This window comes from Kitasatospora sp. NBC_01539, from assembly GCF_045040525.1.
Classification (GTDB): domain Bacteria; phylum Actinomycetota; class Actinomycetes; order Streptomycetales; family Streptomycetaceae; genus Kitasatospora.
The window spans coordinates 3,048,030-3,072,891 of sequence record NZ_CP109390.1 but is presented as its reverse complement, the minus strand read 5'-3'; the positions used below and the strand labels follow the sequence as shown (position 1 = coordinate 3,072,891).

The following is a 24,862-nucleotide window of genomic DNA, read 5'->3' as shown; positions in this document are numbered from 1 at the left end:
CGGCGGCCTCCTCTCCTCGGGTCGTCGCAGCCCGGCGCGGGTACGGCGGCGGGCCTGCTCCGACCGTAGCGCGGTGGGCCGACAACGCCCGGTCCCGGCCGTGCGCGGCGAGCTTCCGCCAGCGAGGGAACCCGCCTCCGCAGTCCGTAGGCGGCGGTCATGACGGCGCGTAGGGTCGGCGGAATGAGCGACAATCCCTTCTTCACGACCAGCACCCTGGTCCACGAGCTGCCGCCCTTCGCCGAGATCCGCGAGGAGCACTACCTGCCGGCGTTCGAGCAGGGCATGGCGCTGCAGCTCACCGAGATCGCCGGGATCGTGGCCGACCCGGAGCCGCCGACGTTCGACAACACCCTCGTCGCGCTGGAGCGTTCGGGGGCACTGCTGCGGCGGGTCCGGCTCGCCTTCGAGAACAAGGGCGACGCGGACACCACCCCCGGTCTGCAGGAGCTCGACGCGGTGATCAGTCCGCGGCTCGCCGGCCACCAGGACGCGATCCACCTCGACGCGGGGCTGTTCGCCCGGATCGACGCCCTGCACCGCACCCGCGGCACCCTCGGGCTGGACCTGGAGTCGCTGCGGTTGCTGGAGCGCCGTCACACCGCGTTCGTGCGGGCCGGTGCCGAACTGCCGGCCGGCAAGCAGCTGCGGATGCGCGCCATCAACGCCGAACTCGCCTCGTGCGCGACCGAGTTCCGCCGCAACCTGCTCGACGGCACCCGGGCCGGTGCGGTCGTCGTGGACGATCCCGCCCGGCTCGCCGGGCTGTCGTCCGACGCGATCGCCGCCGCCGCCGCGAACGGTCGTGCCCTCGGGCACGACGGCCGCCACGTGCTCAGCCTGAAGAACTTCTCCAACCAGACGGAGCTGGCCCAGCTCACCGACCGCCCGTTGCGCGAGCAGCTGCTGGCCGCGTCGCTCGGGCGGGCCGCCGGCACCAACGGCCCGCTCGCGATCCGGATGGCCGCCCTGCGCGCCGAACGCGCCGCCCTGCTCGGCCACCCCAGCCACGCCGCGTACGTCGTCGCCGACGAGACGGCCGGCACCACGGCGGCGGTCGAGGCGATGCTCGGACGGCTGGTCGCGCCCGCCGTCGCCAACGCGGAGCGGGAGGCCGCCGAACTCCTCGCCGCCGCCCGCGCCGACGGCCTCGACACCATCGCCGCGCACGACTGGGCGTACTACGCGGAGCGGGTGCGGCAGGCGTCGTACCAGGTGGACGCGGCCGTGCTGCGTCCGTACCTGGAGCTCGAACGGGTGCTCCACGACGGGGTGTTCCACGCGGCCCGGCTGGCCTACGGGGTGACGCTCACCGAGCGGCCCGACCTCACCGCCTACCACCCGGACGCCCGGGTGTTCGAGGTCGCCGACGAGGACGGCACGGCGCTCGGCCTGTTCATCGGCGACTTCCACGCGCGCGACTCCAAGCGCGGCGGTGCCTGGATGAACGAACTCGTCCCGCAGTCCGGCCTGCTCGGCAAGCGCCCGGTGGTGGTCAACAACCTCAACATCGCCAAGCCCGCGCCGGGCGAGCCCGCGCTGCTCACCTGGGACGAGGTGCGCACGCTGTTCCACGAGTTCGGGCACGCCCTGCACGGGCTGTTCTCCGACGTGCGCTACCCGCTGTTCTCCGGCACCGCGGTGCCCCGCGACTTCGTCGAGTTCCCCTCGCAGGTCAACGAGATGTGGATGGTGCGACCGGAGGTGCTGGCCGCCTACGCGCGCCACCACGTCACGGGGGAGCCCATGCCGGCCGCGCTCGTCGAGCGGATGGCCGCCGCCGAGGCGTTCGGTCAGGGCTTCCGCACGGTCGAGTACCTCGCCGCGGCCCTGCTGGACTGGGCCTGGCACACGCTGCCCGCCGGCCGGGAGGTCGCGGACGCCGAGGAGTTCGAGCGCGAGGCGCTGCGCGGGTACGGGCTCGCGGTGGACGCGATCCCGCCGCGCTACCGGACGGCGTACTTCAGCCACGTCTTCGCGGGCGACTACAGCGCCGGGTACTACGCCTACATCTGGTCGGAGGTGCTGGACGCCGACACCGTGGAGTGGTTCCGCACCAACGGCCGTGACGTGCGCGGCAGCGGCGAGGTGTTCCGGCGCGAGCTCCTCGCCCGCGGTGGCAGCCGGCCCGCCCTGGACTGCTTCCGGGCCGTGGTCGGCCGCGACCCGGAGATCGGGCCGCTGCTGGAGCGCCGCCGGCTCGGCTGAGGGCCGTCCGCCGCCGGCCGGGGCTCAGCCGTCCCCGGTCGGCGGCGTCACCGGCGGCAGGACGGGCGGCAGTGCGGCGGCCGCCGCGAGGCGCCCCCACAGCAGGTCGGCCAGGGCCTGCACCATCCGGGCCCGTGGGCAGGGCCGCTGCTCCAGCCACCAGTCGCCGGCGGCGAGCACCATGCCGGTGATCGCCCGGCCCCAGGCCTCGGAGAGCAGCGGCCCGTCCGCGCCGAGGTCGACCTGCCGCTGCACGGCGCCGGTGATCTCCTCGGCGATCTGGCGGAGCGCGGGGGCCAGGGCGTTGCCGGCGCCGGTCGGGTCGCCGGGTTCGGGGTGGGTGAGCAGCCGGTAGACCTGCGGCCGGGACTCGATCGCGGCGAGGTAGGTGTCGATGACGTGCTCGACCTGGTCGCGGCGCTCCAGGGGCTCGGTGAGCGCGGCGCGTACGGCGGTCAGCAGGCCGGCGGTGTGGCGCTCGGTGAGCGCGCCGATGAGGCCGTTCCGGTCGCCGAAGTGCCGGTAGAGGATCGGCTTGGTGATGCCGGCCTCGGCGGCGATGGTGTTCATGCTGGCGGCCGGGCCCTCGCGCTGGACCACCCGGTCCGCGGCGTCGAGCAACTGCTCGCGGCGGTGCCCGCCGGAGGGTGCTGGGGCTGGGGTCGGCACGGTGGTGCGCCTCCTCGGTACGGGCGTTGACATGGGCTACCAATGAGTAGCAGACTCCGTCGATGTTACCCGAGGTAACACGCGTTCGGGCACCGCCGCCCCGGCCGCGTCCCCCTCCTGCGCACGCCCCTGCGCACACTCCTGCGGAGGTACGCCCCGATGAGCACCTTCTCCCTCGACCCCGGCCCGGACCAGATCGCCGTCCGCGACTGGCTGCACGGCTTCGCCGCCGACGTCATCCGGCCCGCCGCGGCCGAATGGGACGAGCGCGAGGAGACCCCCTGGCCGGTCATCCAGGAAGCCGCCAAGCTCGGCATCTACTCGCTGGACTTCTACGCCCAGCAGTACTTCGACCCCTCCGGCATCGGCATCCCGATCGCCATGGAGGAGCTCTTCTGGGGCGACGCCGGCATCGGCCTCTCCATCGTCGGCACCACGCTGGCCGCCGTCGCGGTGCTCGCGAACGGCACCGAGGAGCAGATCGGCACCTGGGCGCCGCAGATGTTCGGCACCCCGGACGACGTCAAGGTCGCCGCGTTCTGCTCGTCCGAGCCCGACGCCGGGTCGGACGTCTCCGCCCTGCGCACCCGGGCCGTCTACGACGAGGCCACCGACGAGTGGGTGCTCGACGGCACCAAGACCTGGGCCACCAACGGCGGCATCGCGCACGTGCACGTCGTCGTCGCCACCGTCGATCCGGCGCTCGGCGCCCGCGGCCAGGCGTCCTTCGTCGTACCGCCCGGCACCCCGGGCCTCGCGCAGGGCCAGAAGTTCAAGAAGCACGGCATCCGCGCCTCGCACACCGCCGAGGTCGTCCTCGACGGCGTCCGGGTGCCCGGTCACTGCCTGCTCGGCGGCAAGGAGAAGCTCGACGAGCGACTCGCCCGGGCCCGCGAGCGGGCGGCGGGCGGCGGATCCCCCTCGGCCAAGGGCAGGAACGCGGCCATGGCCACCTTCGAGGCCTCGCGGCCCGCGGTCGGCGCCCAGGCGATCGGCATCGCCCGCGCCGCCTACGAGGTCTCGCTCGACTACGCGAAGACCCGCGTGCAGTTCGGCCGGCCGATCATCGACAACCAGGGCGTCGCCTTCCAGCTCGCCGACATGAAGACCCGCATCGACGCGGCCCGGCTCCTCGTCTGGCGCGCCTCCTGGATGGCGGCCAACAACCAGCCGTTCACCAGCGCCGAGGGATCGATGTCCAAGCTGTACGCGGGCGAGACCGCGAAGTGGGTGACGTCCCAGGCGATGCAGATCCTCGGCGGCAACGGCTTCACCCGCGAGTACCCCGTCGAGCGGATGCACCGCGACAGCGCGATCTACACCGTCTTCGAGGGCACCAGCGAGATCCAGCGCCTGGTCATCGCGCGGGCCGTCTCGGGGATGCCGATCCGCTGACGCGAACCGGACCGGGCACCGGCCGCCCCGCCGCCGGTGCCCGGTCCGCGGCTCGCCGCTCGCGGGGCTCTCGCGACCGGGGCCGCCGCGCTCGGAACCGCGGCTCGCGGCGCTCTCGCCACCCGCGGGCCGCCGCGCTCAGAACCGCGGCTCGCGCCGTTCCAGGAACGCCGCCAGGCCCTCGCGCACGTCCGGCGCCGCACGGGATTTGCGCTCCCACGGCGCCACGGCGGCGGCCGCCTCCTGCGGCGGGACGGCCAGCGCCGCCTTCACCGCGCCGATCGACTGCGGCGAGCGCTTCGCCAGCAGCCTGGCGAACTCCGCCGCCCGCCCGTCGAGTTCGGGGGCCGGCAGCACCTCGTCCACCAGCCCGAACCGCTCCGCCCGCTCGGCGGTCACCAACTCGCCCGAGAACAGCAGATACTTCGCGCGGGCCGGCCCGACCAGCCCGGCCAGCCGCACCGTCGGCACCGCCGGGTAGACCACGCCCAGCTTCGCCGGGGTGATGCCGAATCGCGCGTCGTGCGCGGCGAACCGCAGGTCGCAGGCGACCGCCAACTGGCACCCGCCGCCCACGCACGCACCGTGCACCACCGCGACGGTCGGATGCGGGAAGGCCGCCAGCGCCTCCTCGGCGGCCACGTTCTGCGCGTGGTAGGCGTCGGCCCGCGCCGGGTCCGCGTACACCTCGGACAGCTCGGCGATGTCCGCGCCGGCGCAGAACGTGCGCTCCGCGCCGGTCACCAGCAGGACGCGTACGGCGGGCACCGCCGCCAGGCGCTCCAGCACGCCAGGCAGGCCCTGCCACATCGCGAGCGTCATGGCGTTGCGCCGGGCCGGCCGGTCCAGGACGAGCGTGGCCACCGGGCCGTCGAGCGCCGCGCGCAGCCCGGCGACACCGGTCTCGAACACTTCGGCCATCACTGCCTCCGGGGGTGGGACGGGGTGCGCCTCACCCTTCCACAGCGGCCTCGCCGCCCACCACGGCCGTCACTGTGATCTCCACCAACTGGCCGGTGTAGCCGAGGCAGGAGACCCCGAGCAGCGTCGAGGTGTGCGGGCCCTCGGCCAGACCGGACGCGTCGACGACGTCCCAGACCTCCGACAGCGCGGCCGGCTCGTCCGACACGACGTACACGGTGCTGGCGACCACCTCCGGGAGGCTGCTGCCGACGTGGGCGAGCGCCGCCTCCAGGTTGGCGAGCACCTGCCGGGTCTGCGCGACCCGGTCACCCGGGCCGACCAGGCCGCCCCCGGCGTCCAGCGGCACACCGCCGGCCAGGAACGCCAGCCGGGTGCCCGGACCCACCACCGCGGTGTGGGCGTAGCCGGGAGGCGGGAACAGGCTCGGGACCGTACTGCGCTGCACCATGCTCTGCGCCATGAGGGGGCTCCTCGGTCGGGTGTCGGGAGGCGGCCTGCGGACGGGCGCCCGCCCCGATGATCGGCCGCCGGTGACCTGCTGTCACCCGGATTTCGCGGCGTCCCCCTCCGGGCCCGCCGGACCGCCGCGCCACTCGTGCGCGAGCACCGACCAGACCTCCATGTCCTGCCGGACGCCGTCGTTGAGGAAGTGCTCGCGCATGACGCCGTCCAGGTGCATGCCCATCCGCAGGGCCACCGCCCGGCTGCGGGCGTTGTGCGCGCCGTTCCACCACTCGACCCGGTGCAGGCCGCGCTCGACGAGGGCGTAGTCGATCAGGCACCGGACGGCCGCGCTCACCAGGCCGCGGCCCTCGCCCTGCTTCTCCGTCCACGCGCCGATCTCGCACACCCCTGCGGCCGCGTCGAAGGAGACGAACATGACGCCGCCCACCAGCACGCCGCCGAGCCGGATCCCGAAGATGCGCCCGCCGCCGGCGGCCTGCCGGTCGGCATATCCCTGCAGCGTCGCGCGGGCGGATTCGAGATCGACCGACCGCCGGGCCCACGGTATCCACGGGTCGGTGTTCGCACGGGCCCGGTCCATGTGGGCGAGGAATTCCTCGGCCTGCCAGGGTTCGAGCGGGCGCAGCTCGGCATCCTCGGCGAGCGGTACGGCGTACACGGTGGGTCCCTCCGGTCGGGGCGGCGTCTGCATAACAAACGTTTGGTAGGTACCATAGCGCCCATGACGCCCGCCCGCGGAGACCACGACGCCCGCCGCCGCGACGTCTCCGAGGCGGTGTGGCGGGTGCTCGCGGACCGCGGGTTCGGCGGCCTGACCCTCCGCGCCGTCGCCGCCGAGATGGGCGCCACCACCGGACTGCTCACCCACTACTTCCCGAACAAGCGCGCCCTGGTCGCCCATGCGCTCGACCTGCTGGACCGGCGGTCGGCGGCACGGCCCAGGCCCGCCTCCGAGGCGTCCGCCCCGGCCGGCGGGCTCGCACTGCTGCGCGCCGTGCTGCTCGACATCCTGCCGCTGGACGCCGAGAGTGCGGCCGGCAACCGGATCTGGGTGAGCTCGTGGGACGTCGCGCTCGCCGACGCCGAGCTCGCGGCGGAGCACGCCGAGCGTTACCGGCGGTCGCGGCGCCGGCTCACCGAACTCGTCGCCGAGGCGCAGCGGTGCGGCGAACTGCCCGCCCGGGATTCCGCCGCCGCGGTCGCCGCCGCCGCCCAGAGCTTCGTGCTGGGCCTGGTCGTGCAGGCGCTGTTCGCGGCGGAGGAGTTCTCCGCGGAGCGCCAGACCGCCCTGCTGGACGGATTCCTGGCGGGCCTGGCGACCGCCTGAGGCCGCGGCCCGGCGGGTGGTGCGGCGGGTGGGTGGTGCGGCCCGGCGGGCGGGTGGTGCGGCGCGCGTGCGCCGCGGTGGCGCCCCCAGCAGGATTCGAACCTGCGACCTACCGCTTAGAAGGCGGGTGCTCTATCCGCTGAGCTATGGGGGCAAGACCGTGGTCGGCCCGCCGCGCGCCGACCGCCGGGGCGGCCTGCCTGCGGGCACGCGGCGGGGCCCGTGGCCGGGCTCCGTGGTGTGCTCCGGTGACCGGACCTCCACCCGTACCGGCAGGGCATGCCCGGGACAGGATAAGGGTGACCGGATCCTTCACCGGGCCTTGCAGCGCCGCGCCGGGTGTGTCGGCCCGGGCGGAGCGGTCCGATAATCGCAGGTGAAGGCCGGACGTGCAGCGGTCTGGGAGCATCTGGAGCCGGACGTTGTGCAGTCGTTACGGGGCTGCCGCCCCACCTGTTATGGATTCGCCGCGCGGGGGGATTGCCCCGGCGTCCGCGGGGTGGGGGCCGGATATGGCTTCCTTCGGTCGGATGACCTGGACGGAAGCGGAGCGGGGCCACCCGTTCGGGGCCCGGGGGTGGGCCGGGGTGGCCGAGCGATTGTCATGACCTCGCAGGCCGCAGGGGTTCCGGAGTGGTGGAATTCCCGCCGAAATTCATTCTTCCGAGCGTGTCGAGTTGTCCACACCCCCGAGTTTTCCACAGGTTCGGGGGGTGCGCCCCGGAATTTCCGCCTGCGCGGCAACATCTCGGTGCGGGCGAATCCGCCCGGGTATTTCCGCAGCAGGGAGGCTTTCCGTGAACGAGACCCTCGTGACGATCGTCGGCAATGTCGCGTCGACGGTCACGTACGGGCAGACGTCGGCCGGCGTGCCCGTGGCCAACTTCCGGATGGCGACGACCGAGCGCCGCTTCGACCGGGCGGCCGGCGACTGGGTGGACGGCGAGACGAGCTGGGTGACGGTGGTGGCCTGGCGGTGGCTGGCGACCAATCTCGTGAGCTCGGTCAACAAGGGAGACCCCGTGCTGGTCAGCGGCCGACTGAGGGTCAGGGAGTGGGGTGAGGACGACCGTCGGCGTACGAGCGTCGAGATCGACGCGCGCTCCGTGGGGCACGATCTGTCGCGCGGCACCTCGGCGTTCAGGTGGGCCGTCCGGGGGCGGTCCGATCCGCAGGGCGCCGGGAGCGGCGCGGCGCGCCCGGTACGGGCCGGTGCTGGCGGGCCGACCGGCATCGGCGAGGCGGTGCCGGAGTGGATCGTCGCCGCGGTCGGCGCCCGCCGCGCGGCCGAACAGGCCGCGGTGCAGGCCGCCGAACGGGCCGCGGCCGGTGCGGCGGACCCCGTGGGCGATGCCGTAACCGCACCCCCGGCGTCCGGGGCGCCGGTGCTGTCCGCCACGGCCGGGGCGGCCGGGTCGGATGCGGACTGACCCTCGCGAAGGCCACTGGGTCGCCCACGGATCAATCAGTGCGGCAGCGTGATTGGCCGTAAGTTCTGGTGGGGCGTCAACCGCGCCGATGCGCAAGATCCTTGATAACGAAACAGCAACGGAACTGTCCTGGTTCGGCACAGCCGGGGGATGCGTCTCGCGGCTCAATATGATGCGTCTGGTCCACAGATGTGCAGCGGTGCCACAGGGGGCACCGCTTTGCAGGCGGGCTGCCATCGGCAGAACCCGGCCCGGAGGGATCACTCATGTTCCACACCCAGAAGCGGGCTGTCTCCCGCATAGCTACTGTCATGCTCGCGTCCGGCGTGGCCGTGGCAGGCGGCCTGATGGCCGCCGGGGCGGCGTTCGCCGACGGCGGCGCGGGTATCACCGCGACGCTGCAGCCCACACTGCTCAGCGGCTCCGTCGACACCGGCGGCGGCCACGTGATCCAGGGCGGCCTGTTCACGCTCAAGACGGACGACGGCAAGTACATCCAGACGTACTGCATCGACATCGACCACGGCGTCAAGATCAAGGACTCCGTCAAGTACCAGGAGTCGAACTGGGCCTCCAGCTCCCTCGGCGCCCCCGGCAAGGCCGAGGCGGCGGGCAAGATCCGCTGGATCCTGGAGCACTCCTACCCGAAGCTCTCCCTCGACACGGTCAAGACCGCCGTGGGCATCACGGGTGAGTTCACCAAGGAGGACGCCGCCGCCGGCACCCAGGCCGCCATCTGGCGCTACTCGGACAACAAGACCGCGGCGACCCCCCTCGACGCCGAGGCCAAGCAGCTCACCGAGTACCTCGCCGGCAGCAAGAACACCGGCCTGCCGGCCGAGCCGGCGCCCTCGCTCGACCTCGACCCGGCCGAGGTCACCGGCAAGTCCGGCACCAAGCTCGGCCCGTTCACGCTCAACAGCAGCGCCGACCAGGTGAAGCTCTCCCTGACGGGTGACTCCTCCGGCGGCAAGGTCAAGCTGCTCGACAAGGACGGCAAGTCCGTCACCGACCTCAAGGGCCCGATCGCCAAGGACACCCAGCTGTTCCTGGACGTCCCCGCCGGCACCGCGGCCGGCTCGGCCTCCGTCAAGGCCTCCGCCACGGTCACCGTGCCGACCGGCCGGGTGTTCCTCAGCGTGGGCTACACCCCGTCCAAGCACAGCCAGACGATGATCCTCGCCGGGTCCGAGGAGCTGAGCGTCTCCAAGGCCGCCAAGGCGACGTGGACCCAGGCGAAGGGCCCGCTGCTGGCCACCTCCGCCAAGGTCGACTGCACCGCGAACGGCGTCCGGGTCGGCGTCACCAACTCGGGTGACCAGTCCGCCACGGTCACCGTGACCCCCGGTAAGAGCATCACCGTCCCGGCAGGCAAGACCGAGACGGTGCTCGTGCCCGTCGCCGAGGACGCCACCTACGACATCAAGGTGAGCGGCCCCGGCCTCACCGAGGAGTTCAAGGGCATCCTCGACTGCAAGACCAGCAGCACCACGGGCGGCGGAAGCGGCACCCCCACTCCGACCCCGACCCCGAGCACCGGCACGACCACGGGTGGCAGCCTCGCCACCACCGGTGGCGGCAGTGAGACCCCGGTCATCGCCGGTGTCGCCGGTGCCCTCGTGCTCGCAGGCGGTGCCGCGGTCTTCGCCCTGCGCCGCCGCGGACGCCACGGCCGCACCTCGGCCTGAACGAACCGCCCCGGCCGCACCCCGCGGCCTGAGCGAACCGCACCGGGGCGGTGCCCGCACCCGGCAGCCGCCGCCCGGCGGTGACACCGCCGGACCGGGCACCACCCCCGGCCCCGTCCTCCGTACCGATCGGAGGGCGGGGCCGTCCCCGTTCCCGGGCCCGCGACCGGCAGGAGTTCGGGAGGCCCGGCCCGGTGCGGCACAATGGAAGGCTGCAAGCCGAATACTCCCGACGACGCCGGAGCGATCTCACGTGGCGGAATACATCTACACCATGCGCAAGGTGCGCAAGGCGCACGGCGACAAGGTCATTCTTGACGACGTGACGCTCTCCTTCCTCCCCGGAGCGAAGATCGGCGTCGTCGGCCCCAACGGCGCGGGCAAGTCCACGGTGCTCAAGATGATGGCCGGGCTCGAGCACCCCTCGAACGGTGACGCCTTCCTGTCTCCGGGCTTCACCGTCGGCATGCTCCTCCAGGAGCCCCCGCTCGACGACTCCAAGACCGTTCTCGAGAACGTCGAGGACGGTGTCAAGGAGATCAAGGGCAAGCTCAACCGGTTCAACGAGATCGCCGAACTCATGGCGACCGACTACTCCGACGCGCTGCTCGACGAGATGGGCCGCCTCCAGGAGGACCTGGACCACGCCAACGCGTGGGACCTCGACGCCCAGCTGGAGCAGGCCATGGACGCCCTGGGCTGCCCGCCCGGCGACTGGCCGGTCACCAAGCTCTCCGGCGGCGAGAAGCGCCGGGTGGCGCTCTGCAAGCTGCTGCTGGAGGCCCCCGACCTCCTGCTCCTCGACGAGCCCACCAACCACCTCGACGCCGAGTCGGTGAACTGGCTGGAGCAGCACCTCGCCAAGTACGCCGGCACCGTCGTCGCGGTCACCCACGACCGGTACTTCCTCGACAACGTCGCCCAGTGGATCCTGGAGCTCGACCGCGGTCGCGCGTTCCCCTACGAGGGCAACTACTCCACCTACCTGGAGTCGAAGCAGAGCCGCCTCAAGGTCGAGGGCCAGAAGGACGCGAAGCGCGCCAAGCGGCTCAGGGAAGAGCTGGAGTGGGTCCGCTCCAACGCCAAGGGCCGCCAGGCCAAGTCCAAGGCCCGCCTCGCCCGCTACGAGGAGATGGCGGCCGAGGCCGACAAGATGCGGAAGCTGGACTTCGAGGAGATCCAGATCCCGCCGGGCCCGCGCCTGGGCAGCATCGTCGTCGAGGTCGACAAGCTCTCCAAGGGCTTCGGCGAGAAGATCCTGATCGACGACCTCAGCTTCACCCTGCCCCGCAACGGCATCGTCGGCGTGATCGGCCCCAACGGTGCCGGCAAGACCACGCTCTTCAAGATGCTCCAGGGCCTGGAGACGCCGGACGGCGGCATGGTCAAGGTCGGCGAGACCGTCAAGATCAGCTACGTCGACCAGAACCGCGCCAACATCGACCCGAAGAAGACCCTGTGGGAGGTCGTCTCCGACGGCCTCGACTGGATCAACGTCGGCCAGGTCGAGATGCCGTCCCGCGCCTACGTGTCCGCGTTCGGCTTCAAGGGCCCGGACCAGCAGAAGCCGGCCGGCGTGCTCTCCGGCGGTGAGCGCAACCGCCTCAACCTGGCGCTCACCCTCAAGCAGGGCGGCAACCTGCTGCTCCTCGACGAGCCGACCAACGACCTCGACGTCGAGACCCTCTCCTCGCTGGAGAACGCCCTGCTCGACTTCCCCGGCTGCGCCGTGGTCATCTCCCACGACCGCTGGTTCCTGGACCGGGTCGCCACCCACATCCTCGCGTACGAGGGTGACAGCAAGTGGTTCTGGTTCGAGGGCAACTTCGACTCGTACGAGAAGAACAAGATCGAGCGGCTGGGTGCGGATGCGGCCCGCCCGCACCGCGCCACCTACAAGAAGCTGACCCGCGGCTGATCGTCCACGGATGGACAGCCGGCGGCAACGCCGACGCAACAACGGCCGGGCAGGCTGCCTCTCGGGGCGGCCCGCCCGGCCACCCGCCCGGGTTCGTCGATCCACGGGCGAACGGAAGTCTGAGGAGAACGTTCGTGGCACGCCACATCTACGCCTGCCCGCTGAGGTGGTCCGACATGGACGCCTTCGGCCACGTCAACAACGTGGTCTTCCTCCGCTACCTGGAGGAGGCCCGGATCGACTTCATGTTCACCCAGGCCGCCGAGGCCGGTGCAGGGGAGTTCGCGGGCGGTTCCGTGGTGGCGCGCCACGAGATCGAGTACAAGCGACCGCTGGTCCACCGACCGGCCCCGGTGACCATCGAGACCTGGGTGACCAAGATCGGCGGCGCCTCGCTGACGGTCTCGTACGAGATCAAGGACACGGCCCCCGACGGCACCGACACCGTCTACGTCAAGGCCTCGACCGTCGTCGTCCCCTACGACCTCGCCGAGGGCCGGCCGCGCCGGATCAGCCCCGTCGAGCGGGAGTTCCTCTCCCGTTTCATGGACGTGCCCGCCGTGGCCGCCGCCTGAGCCGGACGGTACGAACCGACGTGAACCGCACCCCGGTGACCGGCAGCCCCCCCGTCCTCCTCCTGGCCGAGAGCGGCGGTGCCGCCGACCTCGCCGCCTTCCTCACCCGCCTGCTGCGCTTCGACCGCGCCGCAGCGGTGCGGCTGCAGGCCGTCCCCGGCAGCAGCGACGACGGCGTCCTCGCCGTCTTCGGCCGGCTCCCGCTCGGAACCTCCGGGGCCCTCGCGATCCGTACCGCCCGTCTCGCCGGACCCGCCCGTCTCGCCGGACCCGCCCGTCTCGCCGGACCCGCCCGTCTCGCCGGACCCGGCACCGCCGGTGGCTCCGGCACCCCCGGCACGGTGCCCGGAGCGATGGGCGCCCCGCGCCCCGCCGCCCAGGACCGCCCGGTGGAGGCGGAGCCGTCGGCCGGCACGGCGGCTGCCGCCGTCGGGATCACCGTCTCCGCCGACGTCACGGTCTCCGCCGGGCAGCTCCTCGACGCCATCGACACCGGCTCGGGCACCGTCCGCCTGCCCGCGGCGGTCACCGGTCCCGCCTGGGCCGGCCTGCTGCCGCCCCGGACGGGCTGGCAGCTCGTCGCGGAACCCGCGGCGTTCGAGGTCTTCCCCGAAGTGATGGCAGCCGTGCGGGAGTTCCGCGAGCGCAGCGAGGCCGTCCCGGAGCACCACCGCAACCGCCAGGTGCTGGACGCCCTCGCGGACGAGATCTGGGCCAGGCCGCTCGGCGGCGTCCCCGGGCTTCCCCTGCGGGCGGCGCACGCGGCCCACGTCATCGGCTTCCTGCGGCCGGCCGTGCCGCTCACGGTGCACCGGGCGGGCGGGTGGCTGCGGCTCAGCGCGCCGGCCGGTTCGATCGCCGTCCGCAGTGCCGCCGCGCCCGGCGCGGGTCTCGGCCTGAGCCCCCTGCGCTGACGCGCCCGCCCGGGAGCGGCTGTCCGGGAGCGGCTGTCCGGTGCGCGTGGGCCGGGCACACGTGCACCCGGCACCACGTACGCCCGGCAGCACGCTCGCACGACACACGGACGCCGGCGGGTGCGGCCCGGTGCGGCCCGGGTGCGGCTCAAATGAGGCTCACGAGGCCAGGGTCCCGGGCCCGTAGGTCAGCCGGCGGTGTTGATCATCGAGGCGGCGGCGTAGGTCAGGTACTCCCAGAGCTGCTGCTCGGCGTCCTTCGGCAGCGCCAGCTCGTCGAGCGCCGTGCGCATGTGCCGCAGCCAGGCGTCGTGCGCGGCGCGGTCCACCTGGAACGGGGCGTGCCGCATGCGCAGCCGCGGGTGACCGCGCTGCTCGCTGTAGGTGCGGGGTCCGCCCCAGTACTGCATGAGGAACAGCGCGAAGCGCTCCTCGGCGGGACCCAGGTCGTCCTCCGGGTACATCGGCCGCAGCAACTCGTCCGTGGCGACGCCCTGGTAGAAGCGGTGCACCAGCCGGCGGAAGGTGTCCTCGCCGCCGACGGCGTCGAAGAAGGTCTCCTCGGGAAGCGTGCTCTGCCGGATCTCGTTCACCCGACCATGGTCGCAGACGGCCGCGGGGCCGTACACCAGGACCTTCGGCGTACGACCTCCGCGACTGCGGCGGCCCGGACGGTGCCGGCCGGAACGCCCCGGGCGGAACGCTCCGGCCGGAACGCGTCGGCCGGGAGCAGCTCCCGGCGAGGACGGCTAGACGTCGTCCCAGTTGAAGAAGCGCCATGCGACCAGGCAGAGCACCGCGGAGAAGGCGAGCAGGCCGCCCATGGTGGGCAGGGCGTCCATCACGCCGCCGCCGCGGCTGAGCACGGACTGGGCGGCCGTGACCAGGTAGCGGAGCGGCAGCAGCTTGGAGACCGTCTGAAGCCAGCCGGGGCCGCCGTCGAGCGGGAAGAACGCGCCGCCGAGGAAGGACATCGGGAGGATGATCAGCTGGTTGATGCCGTTGGCCGCCTCCTCGGTCTTGGCGAGGCTGCCGGTCACGAGCCCGATCGACATGAAGGCGATGGTCGCGCAGAGCACGAGGGGCACCACCAGCCACCAGCTGCCCGTGAGCTTGAGCCCGAAGAACGGCATGGTGGCGATGACCAGGAAGATCGCGGTCTGGGCCAGGGCCACGATGCAGTTGACCATGACCCGTGCGCCGATCACGGAGCCGATCGAGACCGGGGCCAGCCGCAGCCGGCGGAGCACCCGCTTGGTGCGCCAGTTGATCAGGGTGAACGACGCGCCGTAGACGGCGCCCATCGCGATGGCCCAGCCCAACAGGCCGGGGGTGAGGTACTGGATCGGCTTGAGCGACTCGTCCTCGACCTGGCTCGGGGACAGCGTGTACGCGGGCGGCCTGCCCGCCGCGGCCTGGTTGGCGGCCTGGACGACGGAGTCGACGATCGCCCGGACGCTGCCAGCGGTGACCTGGTCGGACGCGCTGTAGCGGAGCACCACCCGGCCGCCGGGGCCCTGCTCCACGAGGGCGTCGAGGTCGCCCTTGCGGACCTTCTCCAGGGCGGCGCCCTCGTCCTCGAACTTCGTGATCTTGAGGACCTTCTCCAGGTCGGCGCGGCCGTCGCCCTGCACGGCGTCCAGCACCTGCACCGGGCCCACCTGGGCGATCTCGACGTGGGCGGTGCCCGCGCCCTTGAGGAGGGTGCCGAAGAGCAGCAGGAAGATCAGCGGCATGATCAGGGTGAAGAAGAGCGTGCCGCGGTCGCGGACGAAGCCCAGCAGCATCACCCTGACCAGCCCGACGAACGCGCTGGCGCGCTCGTTGTCGGCCGGCGGGCGTTCGGCGGGGCGCGGCCCGGCCGTCGTGGGGGTGGTGACGGTCATGCCCGGTACTCCCGTCCGGTCAGCCGGAGGAAGACGTCCTCCAGGGTGGCGCCGCGGACCTCCAGGCCACGCAGGGCGTTCTGTTCGGCGAGGACGGAGAGCACCGGCGCCGGGATGCGGGTGGAGACGCTCAGGGAGACGCCGTCGTCGTCCAGCGCGGAGACGTCGGCCCCGGCCGCGGTGAAGAGCTCACGGGCGGACTCCGGGGCTAGCAGTCCGGATTCCACGCTGATCCGGACGGTGTCGTCGATCTCCCGGACCAGGGCCGCGGGGGCGCCCGTCCTGAGCACCTTTCCGTGGTCCATGACCGAGACGCGGTCGCAGAGCACCTCGGCCTCGTCCAGGTAGTGGGTGGTGAGGACGACGGTGCGTCCCTCGGCGTTGATGTCGCGCAGGAGGTCCCACAGGTTGCGGCGGGCCTGCGGGTCGAGTCCGGTGGTCGGCTCGTCGAGGAACACCAGCTCCGGGTCGTGGACGAGGGCACAGGCGATGGAGAGCCGCTGTGCCTGGCCCCCGGACATCTTCTCGGTCTGCACCCCGGCGGAGTCGGTGAGGCCGACCCGTTCCAGCATGGCGTCGGCCCGCTTCGGCCCGACGCCGTAGAAGGAGGCGAAGGTGCGGATCGTCTCGCGGGCGGTGAGCCGGTTGAAGAAGGCGGACGCCTGGAACTGCACGCCGATGCGCGGCAGCAGGGCGGTGTTGCGCGGCCAGGGCTTCAGCCCCAGCAGTTCGACGCGGCCCTCGTCGGGCTCGCGGATGCCTTCCAGAATTTCCAGCGTGGTGGTCTTGCCGGCGCCGTTGGGACCGAGGATCCCGTAGAACTCGCCGGTGTCGACGGTGAGTGACACACCGTCGACGGCCTGGACGTCCCCGTACCGCTTCCGTATTTCCTCGGCGGATATCGCTGCAGTCATGTCACATGACCCTAGGCCGTGCGACGGCGTTCCTGCAGGTGGTTGGCCGACAAAGCAGGGCCGGCACCGGAGTTCCGGCGCAGGCCCCGCTTCGTCGTGCGGACGCTCCGTCAGGCGCGGTGCATCGTGATCGTCGTCCACGCACCGATGTGGATGCGGTCGCCGTCGTTCAACGGGATCGCGGTGTGCGGCGGCACCGGCTCGGCGCCGCCGTTCATCGTGGTGCCGTTGGTGGAGTCCTGGTCGACCAGCACCCAGCTGCCGTCCGGCTGCTCGGCGAGCAGCGCGTGCTGGTGCGAGGCGCCCGGGTCCTCCGGCGGCACCGAAAGGTCGATCTCCGGCACGGTGCCGCGCTGCTGGCTGCGGCGGCCGATCCGCAGCTGGCCGCGGCCGGTCAGCGGGATCCGCCGCTCGGGGCTGTACGGCGGGAAGTACAGCCCGGAGGCGTCGGGGCCGCTGCGGGTCATCATGTCCGTGAAGTAGTCACGGTCGGCGCTGACCACGGCGATCCACTGGGTGCGGGTGGGCGGCGGCGAGGCCGGGCCGCCGGGGTGTCCGTGTCCCTGCGGCGGACGGCCCGGTGCCTGACCGGGCGGGCGGCCCGGCGCCTGCCCCGGACCCTGACCCTGACCGGGGGCCTGGCCCGGCGGGTAGCCGGGGGTGTGGCCGGGGGGCGGTCCCTGCCGCTCGGTGCCGGGCGGCGCGAGCCGGAACGACGTCCCGAAGTCGCTGCCGGGTGCGCCGGTGCCGGGCTCGGCGTAGACCGGGCCGGTCCGCTCGAAGCCTTCCGGCTCGCCGAAGGGGGCGGGGGCAGGCCGGTCGAAGCCCTGCTTCTCGAACGCCGACGGCTGGTACGGGCCCGACGGCGGTGCGGGCACGGGGCCGGGGCCGGGGGCGCCCGCCGGGGGCGGGAAGCCGTAGCCGCCCGGACGTCCGGGGCCGCCCTGGGGCGGGGGCGGGGGTGCGGTCGGGGGTGCCGCAGGCGGTGCGGCCGGGGCCTGGGCGCGCGGCGGGGCCGACAGGTCGTAGTCGTACCCGCACTCCTCGCAGTACCGGCCGGTCTGCGGGCTGCGGCAGATCGGGCAGGTCACGAGGCCGGCCGTGATGTCGGGGGAGCCGCCGTGGGAGCCGCCGCCGATCGAGAGCCCGCCGAGGCCGCCGGAGTGGCGCTCGTACGACGGCTCCTCGTACCCCTGGTCGGGGGCGTAGCCCTGCTCCTCGTACGGCGACCGGCCGTACGGCGAGGACTCGTAGCCGGGGCGCTCGTACGAGGGCCGCTCGTAGGGGCTCCCGCCGCCGTACGGCGACTCTCCCGGGCCGCCGTGACCGATGTGACCAGGACCACCGTGACCGGGAGCACCCTGGCCAGGACCGCCCTGGCCCGGGTGGGGCGGGGCGGTGGACGCCGGGGGCGGCGGCGGGGGGTAGCCGGGACCGGCGGGGGCACCGAACGGTGAACCCGCACCCGACGGGGCGCCCGGGACGGCCAGGCCGGGCGGCGGAGTCATCGGGAAGCCGCAGAAGTCGCACCAGTCCTCGGCCTGCGACTCATGGCCCCTAGGGCAGATCGGCATCAAGTCCCCCACATTCCAGCAGGTCCGGCCCCGGGAGGTGGCCGGTCATCTCTTCACACGCACGGTCTTGGTCGACCGGGTCTCGAGTGTCATCGAGTCGGCCTCGCTCACGTTCTTACGGAATCGAACCGTACCCTCCCGCGCGTCCACCACGTCCACCACCTTCTCGAGCAGACGGAAGGTGGCGTCGTTGCCGGTCGCGTGGGCGAGCCGGACGGCCGCGCCGAGCTTGGCGGTGGCCCGGTCGACGTCTCCGGCCCGGTGGGCGGCGAGCCCCTCCTGGATCGAGGAGGCGAGCTCGGCCTGTCCCGTGTAGTGCGCCACCTGCTGGTTGATGCGGGTGGAGGAGGCCAGGTCGTCGGTCCACACGGCCCGGACGAGACCCTGCGAGAGTACCTCGGCGGTGCCGTCGGGCTGCGGCAGGACCAGGCTGATACGGGCGGCGAGCATCTCGTCACCCACGGCGGCGGCGGGCACCTCGATGCAGACGTGGTAGTCGCGGCTCTCGTCGCCCCAGGAGCCGGTCGGGTAGTCGCCGGCCCGCGGGCCGCTGTCGGAGCGGCGGCCGGTGAGGTCCTCGACGGCGGGGGCGACCTGCTTGACGTACTTCACGACGGCGTTGGCCGGGGTCCAGACCCGCAGCGCGACGTCCGCGACCTGCTTGTCCATCGTCTTGGCCATCATGGTGCGGAAGTCGTCGGCGAGGCCGGAGGGCTCCGCCACGATGTCGACGGTGCCGAGCAGCGCGGAGGATATCCGGCGCAGCTCGGCGACCTCCCAGTCGGTGCCGACGCCGCGGCAGTCGGCGGTGAAGGACCCGGAGGCGCGGTCGAGGACGGCCTGCAGCGCGGCGGGCTTCTCGTGCTCGTTGCGGCCGTCGGTCAGCAGGATGCCGTGCCGGATGGAGAGGTCGGGCCGGGTGTCGAACAGCCGGTGGGCCAGCGCGAGCCAGGTGCCGATGGCGGTGCCGCCCATCGGGGTGAGCTTGCGCAGGGCGGTCCTGGCGGCCTCCCGGGTGGCGGGGGAGGCGACGGCGAGCACGCCGCCGCCGGGGTAGACCTCGGCGGCCTCGTGGGTGCCCGCGACGACGGCGAAGGCGACGCCGTCGCGCAGGGTGTCGACGGCGGCCGCGGTCGCCTCCCGCGCGTTGCGCATCTTGGCGGCGGGGTGGTCCATCGAGCCGGAGCAGTCGATCATGATCACCACGGCGGCGTCGGCCGGTGCGCCGGCGGTCAGCGGGCGCCCGCCCGAGGTGCCGCCGCCGGTGGCGGTGACCGTGACGATCGCGTTGACCTCCCGTGAGCCCTCGGCGAGGTACTCGTTCTGGAAGATGTCGACGCTGAAGTGGGGCGCGTTCGGCTTGGACAGACTTGCCATGGCGTGAGAGCTCCTGTCGAGCGGTCAGGCGGGTGGTCGTCGGTCGTGCTCAGTCGTTGCGTGCCGGTGCCGGTGCCGGTGCCGGTGCCGGTGCCGGTGCCGGTGCCGGTGCCGGCGGGGCGGAGGCGGGCGGGGCGAGCGGCGCGGGAGGTGTCGGCAGGGCGGCCGGTGCACCCGGCGGGAAGGCCGGCCTCGGCGGTGCGGGCGGTGCGGGCGGTGCCGGGGGCACGGGCGCCGCCGCGGCGAGGTCCGCGAGCGTGACGTCGTACCCGTCGTACCCGTCGTCCCCGCTCCCGCCCGGGTACGGGCCGACCGCCGCGTACGGACCGACCGCCGCGGCGGGCCGCGCCGGTGCGGCGGCGCGCTGCACCGGCAGGTCGAGCAGCGTGGCTTCGTGGTCGCCGTCGTCCGGGGTGATCGGCAGCACCGCGACGGTGATGTTGTCGTGGCCGCCCGCGGTGATCGCGAAGTCGACCAGTGTCCGGGCGGCGGCGAGCGGCTCCGTACGGGCGTCGGCGCGCACGAAGAACGCCAGGTCGGTGGCGGCCTCCGCGTAGTTCCACAGCCCGTCGGTGCAGATCAGCAGCACGCCGGGCACGTGCGGGGTGAACGAGACGGTGTGCGGCAGGAGTTCCTCGGCGTCCGCGCCGAGCCAGCCGGTGATGGCGTGGGCCCGCGGGTCGGCGTACGCCTCGGCCTCGGCCATGAAGCCGGCGGAGACCATGCGGGCGGCCCAGGAGTCGTCCTCGGTGAGCCGGTAGGGCTCGGCGGACTCGCGGTCGTCGGGGATCCAGTACGCGCGGGTGTCGCCGACCCAGCCGATGGTGACCAGTCCGGCCGCCGAGATGGCGCTGACGTAGGTGCAGGCGGGTGCGTTGAGGCCGCCGCCGGGCTGGGCGGGGGTGCGGCCGTCGTACGCGAGTTCGGTGACGGCGCGGGCGGCCTCGTCGATGGCCCGGCGCATGGCGGCGCCGGGGTCGATGCCCTGTTCGAGGGAGCTGAGCAGGGATTCGGACGCGGCGTCCACGGCGGTGGCGGAGGCCTCGTCGGGGCGGGCGGAGGAGGAGACGCCGTCGCAGACCACGGCGATGACGGCGGGTGAGCCGCCGGGCAGCGAGGTGCCGGCGATGGTGAAGGCGTCCTCGTTGCGGTGGTGGCGCAGGCCGCGGTCGCTGACCCCGGCGACGCCGGCCATGGCCCGCTCCTGGTGGTCGCGCGGCCGGGGCTGCGACCTGCCGCAGGCTTCGCAGTAGCCGTCGGCGGCGACGCCGGGGGCCTGGCAGTGCACGCAGGTGACGGTCGCGGGGGCGGCCGAGGGCATGTCAGGGAGCGTGCCGCCGGGCGCGGGCCGGTGGTCGGTGACCACCGGGGGCGCGGGCGGCGCCGCGGGGGCTTTCAGGTCGCGCCCGCACGACCCGCAGTACGCGTCCTGCGGGTCCAGTGGCTCGGCACAGCTCGGGCACACGGTCTGCTGCGGCATTGCTCACACCCACGTCCGGGGGCGGCACCGGTTGGCGCGCTCCACCATCTCGATCCTCGTCTCGGCCCGGTCGGACAACCGCGCCAACATCCGGTAGGAGTGTTCCAGAGCGAAGCGCAGTTCCCGTTCGTCCGCAGGATGTCCGAGCACTTCGGGGGCGGTTCCGGCGGAGGGGGCCGTGGTTCCGGCGGCGGTTCCGGCGGCCGGGACGCCGGGCCGGCCGGCCAGCACCCAGCCGAGTGCCGCGTCGAGCACCTCGACGGAGAGCTCCTCGTGTCGCCGGGCGTCGAGGGAGAGCGCGGTGAGCTGCTCGGAGCAGCGGGCCAGGTCGGTGCCGAGGGGGTCGGTCGCGGGGCGTTCGCGCAGGCGGGCGCGGACGGCGGCGATCCGGGCGGCGGTGTGGTGCGCCGACGACTCGGGCACCGCCTCCAGGGCGGCGACGGCGCCGGGCCGGTCGCCGGCCGCGAGCCGTACCCGGGCGAGGCCGAAGGCGGCGCCGACGTAGGCGTGGTCGGTGGTGGCGACGAGCCGGTAGAACTCGGCGGCGTCCTCGCCGTTGCCGAGCAGCTCGGCGCAGGCGGCGAGCGCCAGCTTGGGGGCGGTCTCGCCGGGGAAGGCGTCGTAGACGGCGTCGAACGCCTCGGCCGCGGCGGCAGCGGCTCCGCGGGTGAGGGCGGTCAGGCCGCGGTACCAGACGGCCCGCCAGTCGCCGGGGTGGTCCTTCTCGATCCCGTCGAGGGCGGTGTCGGCGGCGGCGGTGTCGCCGAGTTCCAGGTGGGCGCGGAGGGCGCGCAGCCGGAGTTCGAGCGAGGGCGCGGGGGCGGTGGCGAGTGCGGCGAGCGCCTCGGCGGGCGTGCCGCCGGCGAGCGCGGCGAGGAAGCCGGCGTTGGCGTCTGCGGTGTCGACGCGGGGGACGGGCAGGGCGAGCGCGGCGGCGGCCGGCTCGGGCGGGGCGGCGGCGAGTTCGGTGTCGACGACCCGGGTCTCGGGCCCGAAGAGCGTGGAGAGGGCGGGTCGGGGCCGGCCGTCCTGGAGGGCGAGGACCTCCCGCAGGACGCCCGTGAGCTGGTCGGCCATCTCCTCCGCGGAGGCGAAGCGGCGGGCCGGGTCGGGGTCGGTCGCGCGGACGAGGAGCCGGTAGTAGGACTCGTACTGCGCGAGGAGCGGCACCTGCTCGGGGCCGGGGAGTTCGTGCCGGTGGGTGGTGGCGTAGCCCTGGAAGTCGAAGGTGAGCACGGCCAGGGTGCGGGCCACGGTGTAGAGGTCGGAGGCGGGTGACGGTCCGTCGGTGGCGATCTCGGGCGCCTGGTAGCCGACGGTGCCGTAGATCGGCCCGTCGTCGTCGGCGTGGCGGACGGCACCCATGTCGATGATCTTGAGCGAGTCCTCGCTCTGGATGACGTTGTCTATCTTGAAGTCGCAGTAGACCAGGCCGCGGCCGTGCAGGTAGCCGAGCGCGGGCAGTGCCTCCAGCGCGTACGCGAGGGCCTGCTCGACCGGCAGCGGGTCGCGGCGGCCGTCGGGTGTGCGGCGGTCGTTGGCGATGTCCTTGAGCGACCGGCCGCCGATGTACTCCATGACGATGTAGCCGTCGGTGGAGCCCGTCCGCAGGTCGGGGTGCTCGGCGAAGTTGATGATGCGGACGATGTTGGGGTGGTCGACCTCGGCCAGGAAGCGGCGTTCGGCGATGGCCACCGCGAGGGCGTCCTCGTCGCCGGTGTCGAGCAGGCCCTTGAGCACCACCCACCGGTCGTTGACCCGGCGGTCGATGGCGAGGTAGATCCAGCCGAGGCCGCCGTGCGCGAGGCAGCCGGCCACCTCGTACTGGCCGCCGACGAGGTCGCCGCCGCGCAGTTTGGGCGTGAAGGAGTACGGCGTGCCGCAGGAGGTGCAGAAGCCGTCGGGGCGGCCGGCCACGTCGTTCTTCGAGCGGCCCACCGGGGCGTCGCACTTGGAGCAGAACCGCTTGCGCTCCGGCACCTCGGGGTCGGTCAGCACGGCCGCGGCCGGGTCGGGCCGCGGCACGGGGGGCACGATCACCAGGCCGGCGCCGAGGTTGCCGCGCCGCCCGGTGCCCGCCGAGCCCTTGCTGCTGCGCACGGAGACGGAGCGGCCGCTGCCGGTGCGGGCGGACCGGTGCGAGCGCGACCGGCCGGACATCGTCCGGGCGGACCCGGTCCGGCCGGTGCCGGAGGAGCCCGGGGAGTTCCGCTGCGCGGGCAGGGCGGCGCCGCCCGTCGCCGCGGCCTCGGCGGCGAGACCGCACTCGTCGCAGTAGCCGTCCGCGTCGATCGTCCCCGGGCAGTTCCGGGTGCACCGCACCGGCCCGGTGCCCACGACGGTCGTCAGCCCCACGACGGTCGGCGGGCCCGCCGGCGCGGGTGCGCCCGCCGCGGACCGGCCGGTGCCGCCCGCGGGGGCGGCGAGGCCGCACTCGTCGCAGTAGCCGTCCGCGTCGATCGTCCCGGCGCCCGAGCACTCCGGCCGCGTGCACGTCTCACCCATCGGTTCCCCCGCCCCCCTGCGCGTCCTGCACCGGCCGGGCGTCCCGTGGTGCCGGTGTCTCCGCGTCCTGTCCGTGTCCGTACCCGTACCCGTATCCGTGGCCCGGACCGGCGGCGCTGCCCGCCGGGTCGCCCGTCCCGGCGGGCAGCGCCGCCGGTCCGGGCCGTACGGCGTGCTGGAAGCGGGCCACCGCCTCCGCAGCCGCGCGGAGGTCGCAGGGTGCGCTCCACAGCAGCCAGCGGGCCTTCTCGAAGCGTTCGACGACCTCCGGGTCCTCGGTGATCCCGAGCCTGGCGGCCATCGCCCGGTACGCCTCCAGCCGGCCGCGCAGTTCGGCCCGGACGGCCAGCGGCTGCGCCACCTCGGTCAGCGACTGCCGGGCGCGGTCGAGTTCCTTGGCGGCCGCGTCCTCCAGGGCGTCCAGCACCGGCCCGAGCCGGTGCCACTGGCCGCCGTGCTGGAGGTCGACGGCCAGCGAGATCCGCTCGCGCAGCGCGGAGGCCGGGCCGGGCACGGCCGGGACCTCGGTCGAGGCGATCTTCGCGAGCACCTCGCCGCGGGCCCGCCGCGCCTCCGAGAGCGTGGCGTCGGCGCGCTGCAGCAGGTCCGCGACCTGCTGCAGCCGTTCGTGCGACTCGTCGCGGAGCCGCAGCAGCCCTTCGAGCTCCACCCGGACGTCGTCGAGCGCGCGCCCGGCCCGGTCGAACCGCGCGGTGTCGACCGCACCGCCGGCGCGGCCGGCCGCGGCCGGGCCGCCGTCGCCGCGCTGGGCGGGCACCCGGGCGGGCCGCCACAGGGCCAGCGGGTCGGAGATCACCTCGGCGCGCTGCGCCGTCAGGTCGTCCGCGAGCTGCGCGAGGTCGTCAGCGAGCGGGTGGCCGCCCGGCCGGACTCCGACGGAGACCGCGAGCATCTGCACGCGCTGCAGTTCGGTGAGGAGCAGGTCGATCCGGGCGGGCAGGGCCGACCAGACCGCGTCGACGGCGGTGACCACCTCCAGCACGGCCGCGTACCAGCCGTTCATGCGGTCGAGCACGTCGGCGAGGCTGACCTGCTCGACGAGCCGCGCGGGCGCGCCGATCCGGCCGGCGCTGTCGGGCAGTTGGCCGCCGGCGACGGTCACCGAGGCGCCGCCGAGCAGCTCGCCGAGTTCGGCGAGCTCGGCCGCGCCGGGCCGTGCGCGGCGTGAGCGGACGGCGCGGGCCGAGGCCAGCGTCTCCGAGTAGCGGTCGAAGAGCGTCCAGAGCGCCGACAGGCCCTGCCCGGCGACGGACCAGCGCTCCTCGGTGCGTCCGCTCAGGGCGGCGCCCTCCAGCAGCCGACGGCCCGGATGGTCCTGCAGGTCCAGCAGCGCCGCCTCCACGGCGTCGCGCTCGGCGCCCAGCCGCGCGAGTGCGCGGTCCACCTCCTCCCGGCTCATCGCCGGGCCGGCAGTTCCTGCCACGGTCCTTTCCTCTCCGGTGCGGTCGTCCGTTCCCCGGGGCTCCGGAGCCGTCGGCCACCGCCCGCGACGGCCGGCGGTGCCGGCCGGTGGTGGCGGTGCTGCGATGGCGCGGGGAGCCGCGGTGACGGCGGCCCCGGACGACGGGGCCTCGGGTGACGGGACGACGGGT

Annotated in this window: 20 protein-coding genes and 1 tRNA gene; 8 read left to right on the top strand and 13 right to left on the bottom strand. The window is 74.0% G+C overall.

Annotated elements, in window-relative coordinates; all coding sequences use genetic code 11:
* The first annotated feature begins 183 nt into the window (after positions 1-183).
* On the top strand, positions 184-2,208 hold the full coding sequence (locus OG335_RS13100) for a M3 family metallopeptidase (protein ID WP_405011278.1): 2,025 nt from the start codon (positions 184-186) through the stop codon (positions 2,206-2,208).
* Between the two features lie 24 nt (positions 2,209-2,232).
* Here the strand turns inward: OG335_RS13100 and OG335_RS13095 are convergent, their stop codons facing one another.
* A complete protein-coding gene (locus tag OG335_RS13095) occupies positions 2,233-2,877 on the bottom strand; it encodes a TetR family transcriptional regulator (RefSeq protein ID WP_405011277.1) in 645 nt (214 codons plus the stop codon).
* A 159-nt stretch (positions 2,878-3,036) separates the two neighbouring features.
* Between OG335_RS13095 and OG335_RS13090 the strand changes: the two genes are divergently transcribed.
* A complete protein-coding gene (locus OG335_RS13090; protein ID WP_405011276.1) occupies positions 3,037-4,272 on the top strand; it encodes an acyl-CoA dehydrogenase family protein in 1,236 nt (411 codons plus the stop codon).
* A gap of 138 nt (positions 4,273-4,410) precedes the next feature.
* On the opposite strand, the gene OG335_RS13085 is transcribed toward OG335_RS13090, so the two are convergent.
* The 3 genes from OG335_RS13085 to OG335_RS13075 all read right to left on the bottom strand — a co-directional run bounded on the left by OG335_RS13085 (position 4,411) and on the right by OG335_RS13075 (position 6,319).
* Positions 4,411-5,193 (bottom strand): enoyl-CoA hydratase/isomerase family protein, encoded by a 783-nt coding sequence (locus tag OG335_RS13085; protein ID WP_405011275.1) that lies wholly within the window; start codon positions 5,191-5,193, stop codon positions 4,411-4,413.
* A 31-nt stretch (positions 5,194-5,224) separates the two neighbouring features.
* Positions 5,225-5,656: a RidA family protein gene (locus tag OG335_RS13080; RefSeq protein ID WP_405011274.1), complete on the bottom strand. Its 432-nt coding sequence runs from the start codon at positions 5,654-5,656 to the stop codon at positions 5,225-5,227.
* Between the two features lie 81 nt (positions 5,657-5,737).
* A complete protein-coding gene (locus OG335_RS13075) occupies positions 5,738-6,319 on the bottom strand; it encodes a GNAT family N-acetyltransferase (RefSeq protein WP_405011273.1) in 582 nt (193 codons plus the stop codon).
* Positions 6,320-6,382: 63 nt separating this feature from the next.
* On the opposite strand from OG335_RS13075, the gene OG335_RS13070 reads away from it, so the two are divergent.
* On the top strand, positions 6,383-6,988 hold the full coding sequence (locus OG335_RS13070; RefSeq protein WP_405011272.1) for a TetR/AcrR family transcriptional regulator: 606 nt from the start codon (positions 6,383-6,385) through the stop codon (positions 6,986-6,988).
* Between the two features lie 78 nt (positions 6,989-7,066).
* Here the strand turns inward: OG335_RS13070 and OG335_RS13065 are convergent.
* Positions 7,067-7,142, bottom strand: a tRNA-Arg gene (locus tag OG335_RS13065).
* A 643-nt stretch (positions 7,143-7,785) separates the two neighbouring features.
* Between OG335_RS13065 and OG335_RS13060 the strand changes: the two genes are divergently transcribed.
* The 5 genes from OG335_RS13060 (at position 7,786) to OG335_RS13040 (ending at position 13,513) form a co-directional block, all read left to right on the top strand.
* The gene (locus OG335_RS13060) at positions 7,786-8,418 is read left to right on the top strand and encodes a single-stranded DNA-binding protein (RefSeq protein ID WP_405011271.1); all 633 of its coding nucleotides are present in this window, start codon (positions 7,786-7,788) and stop codon (positions 8,416-8,418) included.
* A 311-nt stretch (positions 8,419-8,729) separates the two neighbouring features.
* Positions 8,730-10,106: a Cys-Gln thioester bond-forming surface protein gene (locus tag OG335_RS13055; RefSeq protein WP_405011270.1), complete on the top strand. Its 1,377-nt coding sequence runs from the start codon at positions 8,730-8,732 to the stop codon at positions 10,104-10,106.
* A gap of 253 nt (positions 10,107-10,359) precedes the next feature.
* Complete coding sequence (gene ettA / locus OG335_RS13050; protein WP_405011269.1) at positions 10,360-12,024, top strand: energy-dependent translational throttle protein EttA; 1,665 nt, start codon at positions 10,360-10,362, stop codon at positions 12,022-12,024.
* 134 nt (positions 12,025-12,158) lie between these two features.
* A complete protein-coding gene (locus OG335_RS13045; protein WP_405011268.1) occupies positions 12,159-12,599 on the top strand; it encodes an acyl-CoA thioesterase in 441 nt (146 codons plus the stop codon).
* 20 nt (positions 12,600-12,619) lie between these two features.
* The gene (locus OG335_RS13040; RefSeq protein ID WP_405011267.1) at positions 12,620-13,513 is read left to right on the top strand and encodes a hypothetical protein; all 894 of its coding nucleotides are present in this window, start codon (positions 12,620-12,622) and stop codon (positions 13,511-13,513) included.
* A gap of 188 nt (positions 13,514-13,701) precedes the next feature.
* Here OG335_RS13040 and OG335_RS13035 read toward each other — a convergent pair whose 3' ends face one another.
* The 8 genes from OG335_RS13035 to OG335_RS13000 all read right to left on the bottom strand — a co-directional run bounded on the left by OG335_RS13035 (position 13,702) and on the right by OG335_RS13000 (position 24,669).
* Positions 13,702-14,106 carry a globin gene (locus tag OG335_RS13035; protein ID WP_405011266.1) on the bottom strand — a complete coding sequence of 135 codons (405 nt, stop codon included), beginning with the start codon at positions 14,104-14,106 and terminating at the stop codon, positions 13,702-13,704.
* Positions 14,107-14,262: 156 nt separating this feature from the next.
* Positions 14,263-15,399 carry an ABC transporter permease gene (locus OG335_RS13030; protein ID WP_405011265.1) on the bottom strand — a complete coding sequence of 379 codons (1,137 nt, stop codon included), beginning with the start codon at positions 15,397-15,399 and terminating at the stop codon, positions 14,263-14,265.
* Entirely contained in the window at positions 15,396-16,313 is a 918-nt protein-coding gene (locus tag OG335_RS13025; protein WP_405011264.1) for an ABC transporter ATP-binding protein, read from the bottom strand. The genes OG335_RS13030 and OG335_RS13025 overlap by 4 nt, the downstream gene beginning before the upstream one ends.
* Positions 16,314-16,423: 110 nt before the next feature.
* Positions 16,424-17,887: an FHA domain-containing protein gene (locus OG335_RS13020; protein ID WP_405011263.1), complete on the bottom strand. Its 1,464-nt coding sequence runs from the start codon at positions 17,885-17,887 to the stop codon at positions 16,424-16,426.
* A 45-nt stretch (positions 17,888-17,932) separates the two neighbouring features.
* Positions 17,933-19,264 carry a VWA domain-containing protein gene (locus tag OG335_RS13015; RefSeq protein ID WP_405011262.1) on the bottom strand — a complete coding sequence of 444 codons (1,332 nt, stop codon included), beginning with the start codon at positions 19,262-19,264 and terminating at the stop codon, positions 17,933-17,935.
* A 49-nt stretch (positions 19,265-19,313) separates the two neighbouring features.
* On the bottom strand, positions 19,314-20,744 hold the full coding sequence (locus OG335_RS13010) for a protein phosphatase 2C domain-containing protein (protein ID WP_405011261.1): 1,431 nt from the start codon (positions 20,742-20,744) through the stop codon (positions 19,314-19,316).
* 3 nt (positions 20,745-20,747) lie between these two features.
* Positions 20,748-23,249 carry a tetratricopeptide repeat protein gene (locus tag OG335_RS13005; protein ID WP_405011260.1) on the bottom strand — a complete coding sequence of 834 codons (2,502 nt, stop codon included), beginning with the start codon at positions 23,247-23,249 and terminating at the stop codon, positions 20,748-20,750.
* Positions 23,242-24,669, bottom strand: a complete 1,428-nt coding sequence (locus tag OG335_RS13000; protein WP_405015379.1) for a hypothetical protein — start codon at positions 24,667-24,669, stop codon at positions 23,242-23,244. The genes OG335_RS13005 and OG335_RS13000 overlap by 8 nt, the downstream gene beginning before the upstream one ends.
* Positions 24,670-24,862: the final 193 nt, after the last annotated feature.